The organism is Fictibacillus nanhaiensis (assembly GCF_036213205.1).
GTDB classification, from domain to species: domain Bacteria; phylum Bacillota; class Bacilli; order Bacillales; family Fictibacillaceae; genus Fictibacillus; species Fictibacillus nanhaiensis_E.
Window position 1 is genome coordinate 14,014 of sequence record NZ_JARMFC010000012.1, and the last position, 19,931, is coordinate 33,944.

At 38.6% G+C, this 19,931-nt stretch carries 18 protein-coding genes and 1 other RNA gene; 2 read left to right on the top strand and 17 right to left on the bottom strand.

Annotated features, from left to right (window positions below; genetic code table 11):
• Nucleotides 1-54: 54 nt before the first annotated feature.
• Together P4V41_RS13155 and P4V41_RS13160 are read right to left on the bottom strand one after the other, a co-directional pair.
• Nucleotides 55-1,266: a Ger(x)C family spore germination protein gene (locus P4V41_RS13155; RefSeq protein WP_328085479.1), complete on the bottom strand. Its 1,212-nt coding sequence runs from the start codon at nucleotides 1,264-1,266 to the stop codon at nucleotides 55-57.
• Nucleotides 1,263-2,762, bottom strand: coding sequence for a spore germination protein (locus P4V41_RS13160; RefSeq protein ID WP_328085481.1), 1,500 nt, complete (start codon nucleotides 2,760-2,762; stop codon nucleotides 1,263-1,265). The genes P4V41_RS13155 and P4V41_RS13160 overlap by 4 nt, the downstream gene beginning before the upstream one ends.
• 223 nt (nucleotides 2,763-2,985) lie before the next feature.
• Here P4V41_RS13160 and P4V41_RS13165 point away from each other — a divergent pair, with 223 nt between their 5' ends.
• A complete protein-coding gene (locus tag P4V41_RS13165; RefSeq protein ID WP_328085482.1) occupies nucleotides 2,986-3,684 on the top strand; it encodes a GntR family transcriptional regulator in 699 nt (232 codons plus the stop codon).
• The gene (locus tag P4V41_RS13170) at nucleotides 3,674-4,297 is read left to right on the top strand and encodes a sterol desaturase family protein (protein ID WP_328085484.1); all 624 of its coding nucleotides are present in this window, start codon (nucleotides 3,674-3,676) and stop codon (nucleotides 4,295-4,297) included. Before P4V41_RS13165 ends, P4V41_RS13170 begins: the two co-directional genes overlap by 11 nt.
• Nucleotides 4,298-4,349: 52 nt before the next feature.
• On the opposite strand, the gene P4V41_RS13175 is transcribed toward P4V41_RS13170, so the two are convergent.
• The 15 genes from P4V41_RS13175 to P4V41_RS13245 form a co-directional block, all read right to left on the bottom strand.
• Nucleotides 4,350-4,904: a cysteine dioxygenase family protein gene (locus P4V41_RS13175; protein ID WP_328085485.1), complete on the bottom strand. Its 555-nt coding sequence runs from the start codon at nucleotides 4,902-4,904 to the stop codon at nucleotides 4,350-4,352.
• Nucleotides 4,905-5,059: 155 nt separating this feature from the next.
• Nucleotides 5,060-6,553 carry an amidase gene (locus P4V41_RS13180; RefSeq protein WP_328085486.1) on the bottom strand — a complete coding sequence of 498 codons (1,494 nt, stop codon included), beginning with the start codon at nucleotides 6,551-6,553 and terminating at the stop codon, nucleotides 5,060-5,062.
• 84 nt (nucleotides 6,554-6,637) lie between these two features.
• The gene (locus P4V41_RS13185; protein WP_328085488.1) at nucleotides 6,638-6,871 is read right to left on the bottom strand and encodes a hypothetical protein; all 234 of its coding nucleotides are present in this window, start codon (nucleotides 6,869-6,871) and stop codon (nucleotides 6,638-6,640) included.
• 200 nt (nucleotides 6,872-7,071) lie between these two features.
• Nucleotides 7,072-7,887 (bottom strand): EcsC family protein, encoded by an 816-nt coding sequence (locus P4V41_RS13190; RefSeq protein WP_328085490.1) that lies wholly within the window; start codon nucleotides 7,885-7,887, stop codon nucleotides 7,072-7,074.
• Nucleotides 7,888-7,998: 111 nt separating this feature from the next.
• Nucleotides 7,999-8,514, bottom strand: coding sequence for a type 1 glutamine amidotransferase domain-containing protein (locus P4V41_RS13195; protein WP_328085492.1), 516 nt, complete (start codon nucleotides 8,512-8,514; stop codon nucleotides 7,999-8,001).
• Nucleotides 8,515-8,597: 83 nt separating this feature from the next.
• A complete protein-coding gene (locus P4V41_RS13200) occupies nucleotides 8,598-9,104 on the bottom strand; it encodes a metal-dependent hydrolase (protein WP_328085493.1) in 507 nt (168 codons plus the stop codon).
• 313 nt (nucleotides 9,105-9,417) lie between these two features.
• Entirely contained in the window at nucleotides 9,418-11,862 is a 2,445-nt protein-coding gene (parC, locus tag P4V41_RS13205) for a DNA topoisomerase IV subunit A (protein ID WP_328085494.1), read from the bottom strand.
• A gap of 13 nt (nucleotides 11,863-11,875) precedes the next feature.
• On the bottom strand, nucleotides 11,876-13,816 hold the full coding sequence (parE, locus tag P4V41_RS13210; protein WP_419181314.1) for a DNA topoisomerase IV subunit B: 1,941 nt from the start codon (nucleotides 13,814-13,816) through the stop codon (nucleotides 11,876-11,878).
• Between the two features lie 226 nt (nucleotides 13,817-14,042).
• The gene (locus tag P4V41_RS13215; protein ID WP_419181315.1) at nucleotides 14,043-14,456 is read right to left on the bottom strand and encodes a CoA-binding protein; all 414 of its coding nucleotides are present in this window, start codon (nucleotides 14,454-14,456) and stop codon (nucleotides 14,043-14,045) included.
• Between the two features lie 232 nt (nucleotides 14,457-14,688).
• Nucleotides 14,689-16,209, bottom strand: coding sequence for a carboxypeptidase M32 (locus P4V41_RS13220; protein ID WP_328085497.1), 1,521 nt, complete (start codon nucleotides 16,207-16,209; stop codon nucleotides 14,689-14,691).
• A gap of 95 nt (nucleotides 16,210-16,304) precedes the next feature.
• A complete protein-coding gene (locus P4V41_RS13225; RefSeq protein ID WP_328085498.1) occupies nucleotides 16,305-16,484 on the bottom strand; it encodes a hypothetical protein in 180 nt (59 codons plus the stop codon).
• A gap of 456 nt (nucleotides 16,485-16,940) precedes the next feature.
• Complete coding sequence (locus tag P4V41_RS13230; RefSeq protein ID WP_328085499.1) at nucleotides 16,941-18,089, bottom strand: class I SAM-dependent RNA methyltransferase; 1,149 nt, start codon at nucleotides 18,087-18,089, stop codon at nucleotides 16,941-16,943.
• 133 nt (nucleotides 18,090-18,222) lie between these two features.
• Nucleotides 18,223-18,631, bottom strand: an RNA gene (gene rnpB, locus P4V41_RS13235) — RNase P RNA component class B.
• A 75-nt stretch (nucleotides 18,632-18,706) separates the two neighbouring features.
• Entirely contained in the window at nucleotides 18,707-19,021 is a 315-nt protein-coding gene (gene gpsB / locus P4V41_RS13240) for a cell division regulator GpsB (protein WP_137789389.1), read from the bottom strand.
• An 81-nt stretch (nucleotides 19,022-19,102) separates the two neighbouring features.
• On the bottom strand, nucleotides 19,103-19,663 hold the full coding sequence (locus P4V41_RS13245; RefSeq protein ID WP_328085500.1) for a DUF1273 domain-containing protein: 561 nt from the start codon (nucleotides 19,661-19,663) through the stop codon (nucleotides 19,103-19,105).
• Nucleotides 19,664-19,931 lie beyond the last annotated feature (268 nt).

Below are 19,931 nucleotides of genomic sequence, written 5' to 3' on the forward strand. Positions count from 1 at the left end.
GCCAAATTCATCATTGAAAAAATCCAAAAAGCGATAAGTGTAATGCGAAATGAATTATTTTTGCTCATGAATGGTTTCAACCCTCGCTCCTACAGTTTCAAGTTTTATAGATACATTCGTTTCTAGCTCCACATCAGAAAACTCTTCTTTCCAATTTTCCTTGTACCTCTTCCAGACATCCGGGTACTTATTATAAAGTATCTTGCCAAATCCAAACACATCCGTCTTTTCTTTCTGTGCTTTTTTCACCGTGCTTTTTATGTGGCTTGCTAACTCTTCATTAACTCGTTTTTCCATCTTAATTAAGCTTTTTGGATTACCAACATCAACTGCGCAAGTTAATTCTTGTAATATGGCTTTCCCTTTTACATTTACAGCATATTTCAATTTTCCATTTTCAACATGGACCATTGTTTTTGAGTCAACGTCTTTTACCAAGAACCCAACATTTCCTTTTTGGCTGTCACATTTGTGACTTAATATAAAGATATCCTTTACTCTTTGATTGAGAATAGACCAACCTCTCGTTTGATCATTGTTCAACCAGGTCACCATTTTTTCTTTGTTAAAGACAGCAAGTCCTGTTATTCGAAAAGTCTTATTATTCGCATTAATATTTTCTAAGTTAGATGTATTACTTTGACTATCACTAATCTTTACGATTTCTACTCCTTGAATGACGGGGTCTCTAAATTCACCATATCGCCAACGAACGACATCTTTTTCTTTAATTCCATCAGATATACCAGTAGATGTGGCAGCTAACTTTACTCTATTCTTTAACGATTCTCCTGGATTTTTAAAGATTGGTGTATAAATAGAGAGAATACTCTTTGCTGTCGAATTTTTTGCAACAAACATGATAAGATTATCCCGAACTTCATGATTACGTTCCATAAAATCAAATAAAGGGGCTATACCTTTTGTTCTTGCATATTTTTCACCAATAATAACGCTTGTAATATGAGAAAAAAGTAATTTTCTAGGTAGAATATTTCTTCCTTTTTCTACGGCATCATAAAGTGTTTCACCTGCAACTGTATAGGTGTAGACAGATCCCCCAGATCCTCCTGATGGTCCGCCACCTTGTCCACCTGCTGTTCCACCGGGATTAACCACTTGAAAATGAACGATGGTTTTATTTTTTTTGTAGTCCACTCCAATAGACGATACGATTAGGAGTTCATTGAGTTCTACTCGACCAGCACACCCAGATAATATTAATGAGAATGAGATGATTACAGCCACTATATTCCATCTTCTCATGATTTTTTTACCCATCTTTTATGCAGCTTTGTTTGTGTCCACCATAAAGGAAGACGCAACAGACTGTCTTTTTGTTTGCCGTATTGAAAAGGGGCTAACGGTGAGAAATAAGGTTTTCCCATGGACGTCAGTGAACAAAGGTGGATCAACAGGCCGATCATGAAAAAAATCATGCCAAAAATGCCTGTAGTTGCTGCTAAAACCATGAGGACGAATCTAAGCAAACGGGCAGCACCACTAAAACCATAATAAGGTGAAACGAAGCTGGAAATTGCCGTCAAAGAAACGACGATTACGATGGCAGGTGAAACGAGTCCTGCAGCTACCGCAGATTCACCAATAACAATCGCTCCTACGATTGAAACAGCAGAACCGATTGGACGCGGCATTCGAATACCGGCTTCGCGAAGGATTTCGAAGATGGTTTCCATTATGAGTGCTTCGACGAAAGCTGGAAACGGCACACCTTCCCTTTGAGCTGCTAAACTGACGAGAAGATTAGTAGGAATTAACTCTTGATGAAAAGTGGTGACAGCAATGTAAGCTGCTGGAAGTGCTAATGATATCATGAATGAAATAACTCGAATCACTCGAATAAAGCTAGAAAGATCAAAGTGATGGTAATAATCTTCAGCCGCTTGAAAAAATGAAATAAAAGTTGTTGGAGTTATGAGCACGAACGGAGTACCCTCGAACATGATCACAACATTACCTTCAGAAAGTGCGGCAGCTGCAACATCTGGTCGTTCAGTTGATTGAAAGGTAGGAAACGGAGAATATCCGTTCTCATCGATTAATTCTTCTAGCATTCCACTTTCGAATATTTTATCAGTGTTTAGATTCGAGACTCTTTTTATTACTTCTTGTAAGACTTCTTGATCGACCTGGCTTTCTAGATAGGAAACTAAAATCGTTGTTTTCGTTATTTTTCCTACTTCAAATGGCTTAAAGCGCATAGTAGGATTTGAGATTCGGCGTCTTAGTAAGGTTGTATTGGTCTGAAGCGTTTCAATAAATCCTTCACGTGGTCCTCTTACCATTGTTTGTGCTTCAGGTTCTTCTACACCGCGTGTCTCCCACGTTTCAAGGGGAATAGAATATGCCTCGGTCATTCCGTCTACAAAAATGATGACTTGACCTTTTAAGACTGGTGTAATAATTAAATCAAAATGATGACAAGGACGAATCATTGCTGAAACTTCAGTTTGATGGATAAGTTCTTTCGGTTGTAACATTTTGTTTTCTATTTGTGCACGCTTTATAGGCTCAATAATGGATAATTCAAGTTGTTGTTTGTTAATCAACCCTTCGATGTAACAAATGCTAAAAGGAATAGGCATCTCTAAAAACTCTACGATTTTTACATCGATACTCTCCCCTAGAATGTTCATAATCTCTGCTACATTCTTCTTTAGATCAGAGGATACATGAAGATGGTCATAATTTTCAGTTGATGATGAATCGTGACGTTTTCTTTTGAAAAATTGCTGGCTCATCTTTTTCCTCCTTCTAAATCATGATGTTCTCAGCTTTTGTAAGTGCTTTGTGTTTTATGCAGATTAGAGAAACAGATAACAAAAAGACCACCTGCATGAAAAACCAGGTGGTTGGTAGGATCATCATCATTTAAAAAATGGCATGAAAATCAGCTGCATTCATATATTTGGTATTACCAGCATCGATGATTGGTATTACCACTAGAATGAGGTGTATCTTGCCATGGAAAAGCGATCTTCTGAAATGATTGGACAACAAATCATACAATCCATTCTACAAGGAAAATTAGGCATACATGAATCCATTCCATCTGAAAGAGATTTGTCATCCCTTTATAATGTATGTAGACCAACAATTAGAGAAGCTTTGCAACGATTGGAGCGGGATGGCTGGATCGTTTTTCATAAGGGAATGCCAGCCACGGTAAATGATTATTGGAAACAAGGAAACTTAATGACGATCGTCAATATTCTTCAATTGCAAGACGAAATTCCTGATGAGTTTGTCGTGTATATGCTTGAACTTAGGGTCTCTTTAACCCCAACATATTTAAAAGATGCGGTTAAGCACAACCGAATAAAACTAATATCTTTGTTTTCATCTCTGGATGAATTGAAAGATGAACCAGATTCATATGCTCTTTTTGATTATCATCTACAACAGGATATGGCTCAATTATCTCCTAACCCGATCTATTGTTTGATCCTGAATAGCTTTAAAGATGTTTATTACAGAATGGCACTCAAATACTTCGATGATTCCTCTTCACGATCTTTTTCTAAACAATATTACGTAGCCCTTTTGGAATCGATATTAACCGGTGACATTGAAGGAACTGAAAAGATAACACAATCCATGATGGAAAAAAGTCTAGATCTCTGGAAGCAAAAGATGAGTGGAGGAGATAAAAATGAAGAGTAAAGGAATATATCGAGATTTTTTCCTGCATTTTGATATCTTAATTATGATGATTATTTTCATCCTATTAATTAGCTTCTTATTTACGATGAACGTTACAACAACATTTCTACTTTTCTTTCCACTAGGTATTTTGATTTACATGTTCAGCGAATATCTCACGCATCGTTTTTTCTTTCATATTAAAGCACCTAAAAATACAATTCTGTTCAAACTAATAAAGAGATTACACTATGATCATCATAAAAAGCCAAATGAATTAAAGTTGTTATTCCTGCCGATTTGGTATAGCATTCCTAGCCTATTTCTTTTATCCACTCTCCTCTTTCTCTTCACACAATCAATTCAGTACACCTTGTCTTTTTCTATCGGTCTTTTATTTATGTTTTTCGTCTATGAATGGAAACATTATGTGGCTCATAGGCCGTTGAAGCCGAAAACCAGGTTTGGCAGATGGGTTAAGAAGACACATACCCTTCATCATTATAAAAACGAGAACTATTGGTACGGCGTTTCAACACCCTTTATCGATGTATTATTTGGGACTTTAAAGGATGATAAAGAGGTTGAATTGAGTGATACTGCTAAAGACTTAGAAAATAGAAGTAAAGATTGAATAGAAAAAGTCCAATTAAACTTTGACTTTAATTGGACTTCGTATCTGTTACTCAAGACCTTAACTGTATCTCTTTTATCTTTTGACGCTGCTCATCTGGCCACCATGCTCCGCAATCATCAGAGACTATACATACGGAACATTTTTCAAGATCATATACTTTCATACCACTAATTGGTGGCGAATAGAGGTGGAGTGTGACAAGAGCGCTATTTTCTTCAGCCTTCATCTTATGGATCCCTTTTTTAGGTGCGTAAAAAACTTGGTCTTTAGTATGGGTCGATGTAAATAATTCAGAAGGCAATCCGTTTTCACTAATCTCATAAACAGTATTTTTTGAAGAACCACTAAGCACTTTGATCCAACCTTGAGAAGAGCCATGATCATGCGGTGAACACTCTAATTGAGACCAATTCATTACCAATAATTCTACATTTTCGTTCTGATATAAAAGTTTTCTATAATAAGGTTTACTCTCTGAGGTTTTCAGTTCTGTTTGGATATCCTCGAGGTCTATTTTTAAAGAAATGAGTGCTGTCTTGAGTTCCTCCTTTGAAGGATTTCTTAATGAATCCATTAAGTTCATTGACTTTATAATCGTTTTCAACTTGTTACCTCCTTCTATTGATTATTAAGAATGAAAGAGAGCAAAGAACCACTTTTATTGTATGAACATGTACTTGTCACTTATGTGAAAGTAAAATAATCTGAGGGAATAAAAAATCGCCTAGCATTAGCTAGACGAATTAAGGAATACATGTATTAAAACAACGGATTTTGACGCACATCTATCCAATGTTCAGATTGTTCAAGTTCTCCAGCTAATTGCAGCAACAAATTCTCCTGACCTCTTGCTGCAATAAATTGCACTCCGATTGGTAGCCCCTCTTCTGTAATGTGGAGTGGAACAGACATAGCCGGTTGTCCAGTCAGGTTCGCCAACTGAGTGAAAGGAGTTCTAGATAGATTTTTTCGAGCAATCTGATCGACGATTCCCGCCTTCTTTAATAACCCACCAAGCCCGATTCTACCAACAGTACGAATAAGAAATTGTTCAGAAGCGGTTGGCTGAAGTTCTCCAATCATAGCCGGAGGAAAAGCCGTCGTAGGCGTTATGTAAATATCATAAGTCTCATGAAAGGTCTCCATCTGGAGAGCTGCAATATCCCATTCTCTAATACTGAGTACAAATTCTTCTGCTGAAGTTGCTTTTCCGAGCAAACCAAGCAGCCACGTAGAAGGTTCTACATCTTGGTAAGTCACTTTCCGGCCAAGAATACCTTCCAGAGACGTTAAAGTAGCCGCAGTTTCACCAAAGTACATATTTAAATAACTTTTCGCTAGCTTTTCCCCATCAACAGGAGCATCTACTTCTTCCACATCGTGCCCCATAGACTCTAATATTTTTGCAGACTTAAGCACTGCATCTCTACATTCAGGATGAACTTCTGTTCTGATGGGAGATGAAACAGAAATAGCAATTCTTAACTTCCGATTAATTGGAGTGCTAGCAGCGTCTAGGAAACTGCCTTCAAATTTTGGAGTATGAAAGGCACCTGCTTTCTCATGACCTTGCAATTGATCGAGCATGGCAGCACTATCTCTAACGGTTCTTGTAAGGACGTGTTCCGTTGACGCTCCTTGCCAGGAACGACCAAAGTTAGGACCGACAGGGGTTCTTCCTCGTGTTGGTTTTAATCCAAACAAGCCACAATAAGATGCAGGTATTCGGATAGAACCTCCACCGTCGTTCGCACCCGCGAAAGGAACCATACCTGAAGCAACAGCTGCTGCTGATCCTCCACTTGAACCTCCAGGCGTATGGTTTAGATTCCATGGATTACGGGTTGCTCCATATTGAACAGGTTCTGTATAAGCGACTAACGCGAACTCTGGAACATTTGTCTGCCCGACTAATACAACACCTGCATTTCTTAATCTTCGCACATACTCAGAATCTGCTTTTGCCCGGTAAGTAAGGAACGCTTTTGAGCCAGCAGTAATCGGTTCACCTTCCACTTCTTGTGAAATATTCTTTAACAGCATCGGTACACCTGCAAAGTGGCCACTTTGTTCATTGGTAGCCATCACCCTTGCTTTCTCATACATCTTGTAAATAACAGCATTGATTTTGGGATTTACAGAATCAATCCTTTTGATGGACTCTTCAACCAATTCAATCGGCTGAACTTCTTTCTTTCTAACTAACTCTGCAAGCCCTATTCCATCATAATCTTGGTAATTGAACCCCTTCATCCACTTCACTCCTGAACTTTGATGGATATGCTTTAAAATCATTGTTTAATAGAATTTGTGCATCTAAAAGGTGAAGATGTCATGTCATTTTTTACGTTCATTACCCCTTTTGAAATTTCCGGTTATTTTAGCCATGATCAACTGCTCTGCCATTTCGCTGTCTGCTGCCTTAATTCGATTTAAAAATTTTTCTGCTTCTTTTCCTTTAAGAATTTTTACTTGTTTTCCGTAATAATCTAAAAATACGTTGTGATCTTTTGTTTCTCGATAACTAAAAGGTTTTCCTTCTAACCGGTTTCTTTTATCAATATGTTCCATGTTCCCTTGTCACCTGCTTGAATTCTAATATTTACATATATTTCTTATGTGTATTAGATGTACTTTTCAACATATAAGTTCATTAGTCCTTCTAAATTGAATTACGATTCTCTATTGTTTGTAAAATAGATGACAAGACCACATAAAAAAGACATTCTCCATCGTATTAGAAAATGTCTTTTTCGCATATCTTACTTTCACTAGTTTAGCGATTCTACGATATTACAATCTAGTCTTTCTACAATCCTTCTCTTTTGGTAAAGCATGGTACCTGTTTCTGAAAGATCACTAATCATCGAACGATTGGCGAACGCTCCAAAAATAATTCCTGCTATAGGTACCATCTGAAACAGCTTTTTCCAACCAAATGATTCTGTAAACGTTAATGTGACCTCTCTCCATCCTTGAATTTGAGAAACCACTTCTCTTGATTTCATCTCGTCCTTATTGATTGCAGCAAGTTCATTAAGAATCGCTTCTTTACCTACATAATCTGAAGTAGAGAATTGGAGACATTTTAAGATATAGACCCGTTCTTCTTTATCGTTCGGATCATAACCGTGTACGATCGCGATTTCTTGTAAAGTTTTTAAAGAGATTGCTAATATAGCAGGAATATCAACCGCTAGAGTGAAGATTCCTCCTATTCCAGTACTGGCTCCTTGAAGTGTTGCTGCACTTTTTCGTTTGTTTGCTAGTTCTAAAGAAACCTTCTTCATTTCTTCTACTGGTATTGTTTTAAAGTCTGCTAATTCATTAATCGTTCTACCTGTTTGTTTTTCAAAGAACTGAAAAACAGATTTCTCTTTAGATAGGTATTGACCACCATTTTGTATGTATCCACCAATCTCATCGAGAAGTGTTCCAATTTTATTTTGAATAAATTTTGGTGTTACTTTATCTAGCAGTTTAAAGGGCAAGCGTGTAATTCTCTCCCAGAACCATAACCCCTTTTGATCCTTTTCCCATTTCTCAATCTGTTTTAATTCACTTAATAAATACTCCCTTGATTCCATCGTTCTTCATCCCATCTATATTTTCATACTTATTGTACGTCGTGAGTTGAATTTAGTTTCAAACAGAGAAAAAACCGTCTAGGGTTTCTAGACGGTTCATCTTCTATCAACTCATTGTTGCAGTGCATTTAATGACTCTCGAATAAAGGCGGGAATATCATCTGGTTGGCGACTCGTTACAAGATTACCTCCACAAACGACTACCTCTTCATCCTTAACCGTTGCTCCAGCGTTCTTAAGATCCACATGAATGGACTTATATCCTGTAATGTTTCTTCCGTTTAACACCTCTGCAGAAATCAAGAGCTGCGGACCATGGCAGATTGCAAATACAGGTTTTCCTTCATCAGCAAAATGTTTCGTAAACTGTACGAATTTGTCATCACCTCTTAAAATGTCAGGCGAGAATCCACCCGGAATGAAAAGAGCGTCATAATCCCCAGGTGACACTTCTGAAATGGCGGCATTTGTTGTGACTTGAGCTTCCTTTTGTTTCCCTTCAAGTGTTGCACCTTTTTCTGAGCCGATAACGGTTACCTCATGGCCAGCCTCCCGAAACGCTTTTGCGGGTTCCGTATATTCTACATCTTCAAACATGTTTGCGAGTACTGTTGCAATTTTTGCCATTAATTAACCACTCCTCATTTTTTGTATACAGTTGTTGTATTACCATTGAGGAAGTAAATTAAACCCTTTTTTAAGTTCATGTTTTAAAATAAGGATACGATATAAAGGTGAATCATCAATACAGCTGCTATTAAACCGAGTAACGAAGCTATATTTGTTTCTGTTTTTGAACCTGTTTTCGTGTAAACAGGAAAACGAAAACGAATGGGTAGCGGATAAAGAAGCTGAACACCTCTGGATGTAGCAGCATCCAAAATAAGATGTGAAAGTACCCCTACCACCAATCCGGTGCTTAAACTTTGTTCATAACGCCAATCTATCCATTGTGGCAACAAGAATAATACTAAAATCATAAACCAGCTATGCGTAATCGTACGATGCCCGAAAGTCTTAGAAATTGTTTTAGATAAAAATACCGTTTTCTTTCCTAAATAGGATCCTGGATGACAAAGATCTGGAAGCAAGCTGCCAAGAACAGCCGCACCAAAAAAAGTCAGTTCATGCTGCAGAGTTTCTGGAGGCAAATCTGTAAAAGCCTTGTAAACAGCCCCTGCTACAACTCCTCCAAGTAAATGTGTGTTGCTCTTCATGTTATGTATCTCTCATTTCTCTAGTTGTGTACTTTTCCTCTTGTTTTTTCTTTCTTAAGTAAAAACAGGCTCTTATTCTAAATGGTTGTTGATCTTGATATTTTTATTTTCTTCATCGATAAGTTGATCGGAGTGGAAGATGCGAGACTCCTACGGGACAGGCGGGCAGGTGAGACACTTAAAAGTGAAACGTACGAATGTGGCTCACCGCCTGCCCCGTGGAAAGCGAGCAGCCTGGAACGGAAATCAACACTTCCAAATGCAACAAAGTTTAAGAAAACAACTTTTTAAAAAAAGAAAAGAGCAGCAAGAGCTACTCTTTTGATTGTTCGGTTGAAACCAATGCTTTTATTCGAGTTATAGATCCCGTTTCCCCTGTATCCACAACAAACGAACCATTGTTATATCGATCAGCTGGTTTGTAATTCGATGGAGAAATTGTCTCAACTTTTCCTGAACTTGTTTCTAAAATAAACTGTATATCATCTTCTGTAATTAACTTCATACCAACAATTCGATGAGGGTTTGATTTCAACTCCCTCACCATGACAAGCCCTCGTTTAGCACGTGTTGTTTTCTCAAACTCTGAAATCTTCATCTTTTTAAGTGCACCACGTTGTGTAGCGATAACAACTTGTGCTTTTTCTGGATCTTCGGGAAGCGCAAATCCGCTAACTACATGGTCACCAGCTTTCAAGTTAATTCCTTTAACACCTGACGCTCTTTGTCCTACGATCGAGATTTCTTCTTCAGCAAACCATAATCCTAGTCCAAAATGAGTCGTAATGAAAACATCTTGTTTTCCGTTTGTTAACGATACATCTACGACTTCATCATCTGCTTTTAGCTTAACTGCCATCAGTGGACGATTATAACGTGTTGCTTTGTAAGATTTGAGTTCTGTTTTCTTCGCCATACCTTGCTTAGTAAAGAAGATGAGGTATTGATTTTCTGCAAACTCTTTAATCGGATATGCTTTGATCAGTTTTTCATCTTTATCTAGACCAACTAGACTCGCTAAGTGCTGCCCCATGTCTTTCCAGCGAATTTCAGGCATCTCGTACACAGGCAGGTAAACGTAGTTACCTTTGTTCGTAAACATGAGAAGCGTTTCTGTTGTGTTAAGCTGAGACGCCATTAGAAGTGAATCGGTATCCTTCATGCCTGGCGGTTCTCCATTTGAAGCACTGTATGAACGAACACTAGAACGTTTAACGTATCCGTCTTCAGTAACAGTCACCATAACATCTTCAGACGGAATCATTACTTCCATGTCAATCTTGATTTCTTCAATTTCCGCTTCAATGATTGTACGGCGTGGATCAGCGTATTTCTTCTGAACCTCAGCCATCTCTTTTTTAATAACGTTAAACAGCTTCTTCTCGCTGTCTAATAAGGAACGTAGATACGTAATTTTTTTCGCTAATTCCTCAGCTTCAGATTGAAGCGTCGTAATATCCGTATTCGTTAAACGATAAAGCTGTAACGTAACAATCGCTTCAGCTTGTGGTTCTGTAAACTGAAACTTTTCAATGATGTTATCTTTTGCATTTCGCTTATCTTTAGAAGCACGGATCGTTTCGATTACTTCATCTAAAATTGAAATAGCTTTAATCAAGCCTTCAACGATGTGTGAACGTTCTTCTGCTTTTCTTAGATCATATCGTGTTCGGCGAGTGACAACTTCCTTTTGATGCTGAATGTAAGAATGAAGAATAGCCTTCAAACCCATTAGTTTAGGTGTCTTGTTGTGAATCGCTACCATGTTGTAGTTATAAGAGACTTGAAGATCGGTATTTTTGAAGAAATAGTTTAGAATTCCCTCTGCATTACCGTCCTTACGAAGCTCGATCACGATTCGTAGACCCGTGCGATCAGTCTCATCTCGGATTTCCGCAATACCATCTACTTTTTTATCTAAACGCAACTCATCCATGCGCTTAACAAGGTTCGCTTTGTTGACTTCAAAAGGAACTTCAGTGATGACGATTTGCTGACGTCCGCCTTTTAAGCTCTCGATCTCCGTTTTTGCGCGAATGATAAAGCGGCCTTTTCCTGTTTCAAACGCCTTTTTAATGCCATCTAGACCTTGAACGATTCCGCCAGTTGGGAAATCTGGTCCTTTAATCACAGTCATTAATTCTTCAAGAGAAACGTCTGGGTTATCGATCTGCATTGTAACCGCATCGATTACTTCACCAAGGTGATGTGGTGGAATATCTGTCGCATAACCTGCAGAGATACCTGTTGATCCATTGACTAATAGATTCGGATAACGGCTTGGCAATACGACCGGCTCTTCAGTTGTATCATCAAAGTTTGGTGCGAATTCTACTGTCTCTTTATCAATATCACGGAGCAGTTCAGAAGCAATTGCAGATAGCCTAGCTTCTGTATAACGCATGGCAGCTGCAGGGTCTCCATCAATACTACCGTTGTTACCGTGCATCTGAATCAGGACATTTCTTACTTTCCAGTCCTGACTCATACGGACCATTGCTTCATAAACGGAAGAATCACCATGTGGGTGATAGTTACCGATTACGTTACCGACCGTTTTTGCTGATTTTCTGTATGGTTTTTCGTTCGTGTTTCCTTCTGCGAACATTGCATATAAAATACGGCGCTGAACGGGCTTCAGGCCGTCTCTTGCATCAGGTAATGCACGCTCCTGAATGATGTATTTACTGTATCTTCCGAAGCGGTCGCCGATTACGTCTTCTAACGGCAGCTCTCTAAATTTCTCAAGCAGTGACAATCTTTAAACCTCCTCAGAATGCTGACAAGTTCTCGTTATCTAGTATGTTAGTTTCTTCGTTTATGCCAAATGCAACGTGTTCTTCAATCCACTTTCGTCGTGGTTCTACTTTATCTCCCATTAGGACAGAGACACGTTTTTCAGCACGGGCAGCGTCATCAATTCTTACTCGGATCAACGTACGTGTGTCGGGATCCATCGTTGTTTCCCACAACTGGTCAGCGTTCATCTCACCTAGTCCTTTATAACGCTGTATAATGTAGCCTTTTCCGACTTTTTTCTGTGCTTCTCTAAGCTCGTCCTCATCCCAAGCATACTCGATGACTTCTTTCTTACCTGCCCCTTTACTAACTTTATAAAGAGGAGGAAGTGCGATAAACACTTTTCCTTCTTCAATTAGCGGCTTCATGTAGCGATAGAAGAACGTTAGTAATAGAACTTGGATATGCGCTCCATCTGTATCCGCATCAGTCATGATTACGATCTTATCGTAGTTCACATCTTTTAAAGTAAAATCAGAGCCCACTCCAGCTCCAATCGCATGGATGATTGTGTTGATTTCTTCGTTCTTAAAGATATCAGCAAGCTTTGCTTTTTCCGTGTTGATTACTTTTCCACGAAGCGGAAGAATAGCCTGAAATTTACGGTCTCGTCCTTGCTTAGCAGAACCTCCTGCAGAATCACCCTCAACAAGATATAGTTCGTTACGTTCAGGGTTTTTAGATGTAGCTGGAGTTAATTTTCCACTTAACATGGAATCCTTACGTTTGTTCTTTTTACCGTTTCGAGCATCCTCACGTGCTTTACGTGCTGCTTCACGTGCTTGTGCGGCTTTAATACTTTTACGGATGAGCATTTCACTAATTGCAGGATTTTCCTCGAGGAAATACGCTAGCTTAACCGCTACGACCGCATCCACAGCAGAACGTGCTTCACTTGTTCCTAGTTTACTCTTCGTTTGCCCTTCAAATTGCAAAAATTCTTCGGGAATACGTACGGAAACAACAGCTGTTAAACCTTCACGGATATCAGATCCATCTAAGTTTTTATCTTTTTCTTTTAACATGTTTGTTTTTCGAGCATACTCGTTAATGCTTCGAGTGATCGCCGTTTTCGCACCAGATTCGTGCGTTCCGCCGTCTTTTGTTCGAACATTATTTACGAACGATAATACGTTTTCTGCATAACCATCGTTATATTGAAATGCAAAATCCACTTCAATCTCGTTTTGTATGCCTTCAAAACTCACAACAGTGTGCAGGGAATCTTTGTCTTCGTTCAAATATTTAACGAATGCCTCAAGCCCTGTATCAAACTGAAATTCGTCTTTTTCACCGTTACGAGCATCTTCAAGTACAATCTTTATTCCTTTTAACAAGAAAGCAGCTTCACGTAAACGTTCACTTAATGTTTCATAGTTATAGTTGATCGTAGAAAACATGGTTGGGTCTGGCTTAAAATGTACGGTCGTTCCAGACTTACGTGTATTCCCGATCACTTCAAGTGTAGTTACAGGCTTTCCACCATTTTCAAAACGCTGACGATAAGTCTGACCGTCACGATGAATCGTTACCTCCAACCACTCAGAAAGTGCGTTTACAACAGAAGCACCTACACCATGCAATCCTCCAGATGTTTTGTACCCCCCTTGACCAAACTTTCCACCAGCGTGAAGAACAGTAAATATGATTTCAGGTGTTGGTTTTCCAAGTTTGTGCATACCTGTTGGCATTCCTCGACCATCATCAGATACCGACACACTATTATCTTTGTGAATTTTCACATGTATGTAATCACCGAATCCGCCTAAAGCTTCGTCAACGGCGTTATCTACAATCTCATATACAAGGTGATGCAATCCTCTAGCATCCGTACTACCAATATACATACCTGGACGTTTTCGAACGGCTTCTAAACCTTCGAGCACCTGTATGGCATCATCGTTATACTCCATTAATGACTTATTACTAGCCAAGTTGTGTTGCTCCTTTCACGTTCTGCAGTACTACTATAATAGCAGAACGTTTGTTTCTATACTACTGTTGTCTGTATATTCTCCTCTTATTTCTCGGTATATCAACTGAAAACCTTTAGTGTCGAAAAGAATATTTTCTAATTTAAAAGTGACGTTACATGATAAACATGGGAAAACCACCCGTTTGATTGCGGGTGGTTCATTACTACCGTATCATAGCATGTTCCACTTTAATGCACTTATCCATAATATAAGGAATCGTCGCACTTTGCAAAATCTCTTCTGCTTCAGCACTATAAAGACCTAATTGTGCCCAAAAGAAACCCGCTTTAATTTTCGCAGCAGAACGTGCAACTTCAGGCAAATATTCACTGCGCCTAAACACGTTAACAATATCAACATGACCCTCGATTTCCTCGAGTGTTGAAAACGCCTTTTGCCCTAAAACCTCTCTGACATTAGGATTTACAGGGATAATCTCGTAACCGGCATTCTGCATATATTCTGAAACCATATAAGATGTGCGAAAAGGTTGATCAGATAGACCAACTACAGCAATACGCTTTCTTAATTTTAACAGGTTTTGGATATCTTGTGTCGTTGCAGCTCCCATCGATATTTCCTCCTAGTGTCTTTTTTATATAGTTTTAGACAAAATATGTACAAATGAAACATTTTCATAAAGAAAACTTGGCAGACACCTATTTAAGACAGCCTTAGTTGAACTTATACTAAGAAATTAAACTTATTGCAACGAGAGATAAATCAACGTGACAAACATTTACATTTTCTGATAGAGTCAAAAACCGGCATTCTCGATATCTATATTCGAGTCCGCCGGTTGGATGAGATTAGTTCTTTAAGCGGTAAATATCACTGTACTTCTTTTCGAAATAAGCGATCAGATGATCTGGATTAAGTCCCTCACCTGTTACGTCTTTTAAGATTTCAATCGGTTTTTTCATCTTGCCATATTGATGAACGTTCGTAGTTAACCACTCTTTAATCGGCAGAAGGTTACCAGACTCCATAAGAGCATCAAAATCTGGAATGTCCTTTAGCATCGCATTTTTAAGCTGTGCTGCATAAATATAGCCAAGGGCATAGGATGGGAAGTAACCAAAGCTTCCGCCTGACCAGTGAACATCCTGAAGCACACCTTCCGCATCGTTCTTCGGAGTTACACCGATATATTCTTCCATTTTCTCATTCCAGATGCGTGGAAGGTCTTTTACTTCGATTTCGTCGTTAAACAAACCTTTTTCGATTTCATAACGAACGATAACATGCAATGGATATGTCATCTCATCAGCTTCAATACGAATGAGCGAAGGCTCTACTACGTTAATTGAACGGTAGAAATCTTCAAGTTCAACTCCGTTAAACTGGGCACCGGAAACGGTCTTTAACATGTTGTATTGATTTTTCCAGAATCCAAAATGACGACCAACGAAGTTTTCCCAAAAAAGAGACTGAGACTCGTGAATACCCATAGATGTACCTGTAGCAAGTGGTGTGCCGACAAGTTCATCTGATATATTCTGCTCATAAAGTGCATGTCCACCTTCGTGGATGGTTCCGAATACAGCCGTACGGAAGTCATTTTCCATATACTTTGTTGTTACACGAACGTCACCTGGGTTCAATCCGATCGCGAACGGATGAACCGTTTCATCTAAACGACCAGAATCAAAGTCATAACCCATATCTTTTAAAACATGCAGACTGAATTCTTTTTGCTTTTCTTTAGGAAAATGCTCAAATAAGAACTTCGTATCTGGCTGTCCTGCTTCAGTAACTTTTTGTAGTAGAGGAACGATTCGATCTCGAAGTTTAGAAAACGTCTCATCTAAGATTTCAACTGTTACACCAGGTTCATACATATCTAAGAGAGTGTTATATTTATTTCCTTCATAGCCCCAATAGCCGATGAATTTCTTATTGAAATCAACAAGCTTTTCTAAATATGGCTGGAATAAGGAGAAGTCTGATGCGTTCTTCGCTTCTTCCCACACAGTTTCTGCTTTCGATTGTAAAATAACATACTCTTTAAATTCTGCTGGAGGAATCTTAGCATTACGCTCGTAATCTTTTTTCACTTCCTCAAGCGTTTTCTTCGTAACATCAGATAGTGAGTCTTGTACTTCCGATTTAGAAAGTTCTTCGATATAACTCTTCATTTCCTCAGAAGTAGACATCGCAAATACATCAGAAGATAATGTTCCGATTACTTCAGAACGTTGCTCAACACCTTTTTTTGGTGCACCTGTACGCAAATCCCAATACATGAGGCCGATCGCTTCATTGATATGAACCATTTTCTTCACATAATCTAAGAATTCTTTTTCAACAGTTACTTTTGTTTGTGTCATTTACTCTTCCATCCCTTCACGGTTTCATTAAAAACATACCGCTATAAGAATTCGTGACGCAATAAAAAAGTCCTGCTGGTCGATTTTATTTTTTTCTAAAAATCTTCTTTAAATAATTCTGCATACGTAGCAAAGGCCGGATCAATATTGTTTACGTGACCAACCGATTGATGAAGGATATTTTGAATTTCAGCTTTATGATGATCCTCAAGGTGTGGATGTATGTTTTGATATGCCTTCCGAATGCTATCTAAATGGCTGAATTGAGAGTACATAATAAATACCTGCCTTTATTTTATAGTTAGGCATAGTATGTACGTGTTTATTAGGTCTTTAAACTTTGTTTCAGTAATTGGTGGTGAGGGCTTTTAATTGTTGATTAATTAATGTAGCAACGAGAATGTGTAGTTTTATTAAATTTTGGGTTAAAATTGCTATTTCCCTATGTTTTTTGCATAGAAATATCTTAGATGTGTACGGTACGTGAAATTATTATGGTTTTTGTTTCTATTAGTTGTATGATTCACATAAAAAAAGCTGACTCAATCAAAAAGTCAGCCTTCCTTATCGTTATGGGGAGATGAATCCAAAAGTTTTCTCCTTGTATCCACAAATTTTATAGCTCAATCCACAAGTTTTGCTTCTCAATCCACAAATTTCGGGCTTTTATCCGCGAGTCTACAAGCTTCGACACTCACTGGCTCCCACGCCACATATTCAAAACGCACTCATCAGCTCTGCTTCTGTCTAAGCGGACGTTTTCCGAAGTATTGATAATAGTCCGTCTTTAAATCTCCATTGTACAGCTTACGTTTTTTTGTTGCTGAACGGCCATAATATTCTTCAAACTTTTCGTTTGAAGTAATCACGTACACACTCCATGTATCATACGGTTTCATCGCCATGCCTAGGTCGCGATACATTTGTGCTACTTCTTCCCTCTCACCTAGTCGTTCTCCGTATGGCGGGTTCGTCACAAGGCAACCGTAATCTTTTCTAGTCGTGAAATCACGGACTTGCATCTGTTTAAAGGTGATAAAATCTTCGAACCCAGCTTCGTTTGCATTGTTCTTAGATAGCTCAATCATTTTGTGATCAATATCCGATCCTTGAATCTCAAGAGGCAGGTCATATTTTGCAACATCTTGAGCTTCTCCTACTGCCTCATACCAAACCTTTTTATCGATCCAGTTCCATTTTTCTGAAGCAAATTCACGATTTAGTCCTGGAGCAATATTTTGACCAATCATCGCAGCTTCTATCGGCAATGTTCCAGATCCACAGAATGGATCTGCGAAAGGCTTGTCTGGTGTCCAATTTGTTAGCATGATTAAAGCTGCAGCCATCGTTTCTTTAATAGGCGCTCCTGAATGCAACTCACGGTAACCACGCTTGTGTAGACCTGTACCACTCGTATCAAGGGTTAATGTAGCAATATCTTTATGAATCGCCACTTCGATTCGATACAATGCTCCATCTTCAGGGAACCACGTTTTACGGTTATAAGCAGTTTTTAAGTTATCAACTACTGCTTTTTTCACGATTGCTTGGCAGTCAGATACAGAAAATAACTTTGATTTTACAGATCGACCGATTACAGGAAACTCTCCATCCTCAGGAATAAAATCAGCCCAAGGAAGTGCCTTCGTTTGCTCAAAAAGTTCATCAAACGTCTCTGCTTTAAACTCACCAACCACTAATTTTACTCGATCTGCTGTTCTTAGCCACAAGTTAGCTTTTACTAATGTTTTCTCATCACCATCGAAATAAACTTTCCCGTTTTCAACTTTCACATTTTCAAATCCTAGCGCGCGAACCTCATTGGCAACAAGAGCCTCTAATCCCATTGCTGCTGTTGCCAACAGTCTTAATTGTGTCATAATATGAACTCCTTAATTTCATCGATTCTTATAATTATAAGTATACCCTTATTTCAGGACACTTTTTTATGTAAATAGAAAAAGCCCCGGTAAACGGGGCCCTCATTCAGCTTTAATTTAGGTACCAATAACGTTCTGTAAGCCATGTTCTGTTCCTTAGTACTACAAACGGCTGGTAGCCTCGTACACCGGTGGTAATCATCTATCTACAAAAAGCCTTAGCTTCTTGTTCTCCCAATCGTTCACTTCCGAAATGGGAAACTCCCCTACCATAATTTGGGTTTCTCGCTCGTGGGGTTTACCGCGTTCCACTCCCTCTGTTTCCATTGGGACTACGTCACTGTGGCACTTTCAAGGTATTAACACCATATCCAAAGGACTTAGGTGCGTTCCCTGCCGTTAGCCCAGTATGCTCAGAAGAGCGAACCAAGCTACCCTGGCTTATTTTTTGGCCAGGCACGATCATTACGGTCATCTCAGATCCGTGCGAGCATGGACTTTCCTCTAAACCTAAAAAATAGATCCAGCGATTACCCGAACGCTATTGATTTAATTTTTAAAAGCAAGATTCATTATAGCATGCTGAATGGATAAAAACAAATGGATAATAACTGGAATCAATCGTACAATTTACTGCCAAAAACATGTTTTTCCAAGTTAGACAAACGTTGAAGAATATCAGAGTTCGTCGTGCTTGAAGTTACTGCAGACATTCTGCGTGTTTGCTGATGATCAGTAGAATTTTGAGCTTCCTTACGCAGTCGATTGTTTTCTTGCACAACTGCATCATACTCTTTTTGGAAATTTTCATAATCCTTAATAATAAGATCTAAGAATTTGTCTACTTCGTCTTGATCATAGCCACGAAAGCCTTGTTTAAAGTCTTTTTCCAAAATTTCTTTCGCCGTTAAATGAAATCGCTGTTCACTCATGTGAATCACCTCACACAAAGATTCTAAAATTATTTTTTCACTACATGACCTAAATGTCAATTTTTTTCGACTTTAGATTTTTTATTCATTACGATTGTATTGTTCCTCTTGTACAAGAACATCCAAGTCATAAGGAGTAATATAAAATATTTCGTACGAATTGTCCATTTCCTGCTTTTGTTTGGCTGCATCTAAATAATACTTCGGTGAACCATCTTTTTCTTCGTCGTATAGAAGCAAGACAGCATCGCTTTTTTGCACAAGAAATTGATTCTTAGCTCGAAGCTGCCCTGGTGACTCGTATGGCTTGCGACTTACCGAATCAACAAAATCGGCGCCAGCTAATATTTCATGATATTTTTCCTGAACATTTTCTTTCCAACGAGTTTCTTGCTCTAAGAACGGTGTAAGAACAGCAAGTTTTAGATCGGGGTAATCCGCTTGAAGATCAAAAACCACTTCTGCAGCCCACATTTCAACACCAGGCTGCCCACTGATGATTACCCATTCTAAACCTTCATCAACAAGAGAGATCAACTTTTGCCCGAGCGCTTTCTTTATGTAGTATACCCCTTCATGTTTATCACTAATAATGCCCAGTTCATGAGCTTTGTAGCCACTGACAAGCAGTGTTTGAAGCATGAGAAAATACCTCCTATTAATGAAAAGCACCCGGCTCTATCATAGCCGGGGCTTCATTAAAAGTTTTGTGTTGTGTGACTGATTTGATTGCCAATCATTACTGTTAACCCGACGATTACAAAAAATAGAACAACAATCCACTGCTTCACTTACCATCTCTCCATAGCTTAAAATATATATTTCCCTATTCTTAATTTCGGTTATTGCGCGAAAACAATCGAACGTCATAGAAATTTGACGAAAACCTAGTAGAAATATAAGTTTTTAT

What these genes read in the sequence shown, in the direction of transcription:
- P4V41_RS13155 (WP_328085479.1), bottom strand. Translation starts at nt 1,266, where the DNA reads ATGAGAAGATGGAATATAGTGGCTGTAATCATCTCATTCTCATTAATA.
- P4V41_RS13160 (WP_328085481.1), bottom strand. Translation starts at nt 2,762, where the DNA reads ATGAGCCAGCAATTTTTCAAAAGAAAACGTCACGATTCATCATCAACT.
- P4V41_RS13165 (WP_328085482.1), top strand. Translation starts at nt 2,986, where the DNA reads ATGGAAAAGCGATCTTCTGAAATGATTGGACAACAAATCATACAATCC.
- P4V41_RS13170 (WP_328085484.1), top strand. Translation starts at nt 3,674, where the DNA reads ATGAAGAGTAAAGGAATATATCGAGATTTTTTCCTGCATTTTGATATC.
- P4V41_RS13180 (WP_328085486.1), bottom strand. Translation starts at nt 6,553, where the DNA reads ATGAAGGGGTTCAATTACCAAGATTATGATGGAATAGGGCTTGCAGAG.
- P4V41_RS13185 (WP_328085488.1), bottom strand. Translation starts at nt 6,871, where the DNA reads ATGGAACATATTGATAAAAGAAACCGGTTAGAAGGAAAACCTTTTAGT.
- P4V41_RS13190 (WP_328085490.1), bottom strand. Translation starts at nt 7,887, where the DNA reads ATGGAATCAAGGGAGTATTTATTAAGTGAATTAAAACAGATTGAGAAA.
- P4V41_RS13195 (WP_328085492.1), bottom strand. Translation starts at nt 8,514, where the DNA reads ATGGCAAAAATTGCAACAGTACTCGCAAACATGTTTGAAGATGTAGAA.
- P4V41_RS13200 (WP_328085493.1), bottom strand. Translation starts at nt 9,104, where the DNA reads ATGAAGAGCAACACACATTTACTTGGAGGAGTTGTAGCAGGGGCTGTT.
- parE (WP_419181314.1), bottom strand. Translation starts at nt 13,816, where the DNA reads ATGGAGTATAACGATGATGCCATACAGGTGCTCGAAGGTTTAGAAGCC.
- P4V41_RS13220 (WP_328085497.1), bottom strand. Translation starts at nt 16,209, where the DNA reads ATGACACAAACAAAAGTAACTGTTGAAAAAGAATTCTTAGATTATGTG.
- P4V41_RS13225 (WP_328085498.1), bottom strand. Translation starts at nt 16,484, where the DNA reads ATGTACTCTCAATTCAGCCATTTAGATAGCATTCGGAAGGCATATCAA.
- P4V41_RS13230 (WP_328085499.1), bottom strand. Translation starts at nt 18,089, where the DNA reads ATGACACAATTAAGACTGTTGGCAACAGCAGCAATGGGATTAGAGGCT.
- gpsB (WP_137789389.1), bottom strand. Translation starts at nt 19,021, where the DNA reads ATGAGTGAACAGCGATTTCATTTAACGGCGAAAGAAATTTTGGAAAAA.
- P4V41_RS13245 (WP_328085500.1), bottom strand. Translation starts at nt 19,663, where the DNA reads ATGCTTCAAACACTGCTTGTCAGTGGCTACAAAGCTCATGAACTGGGC.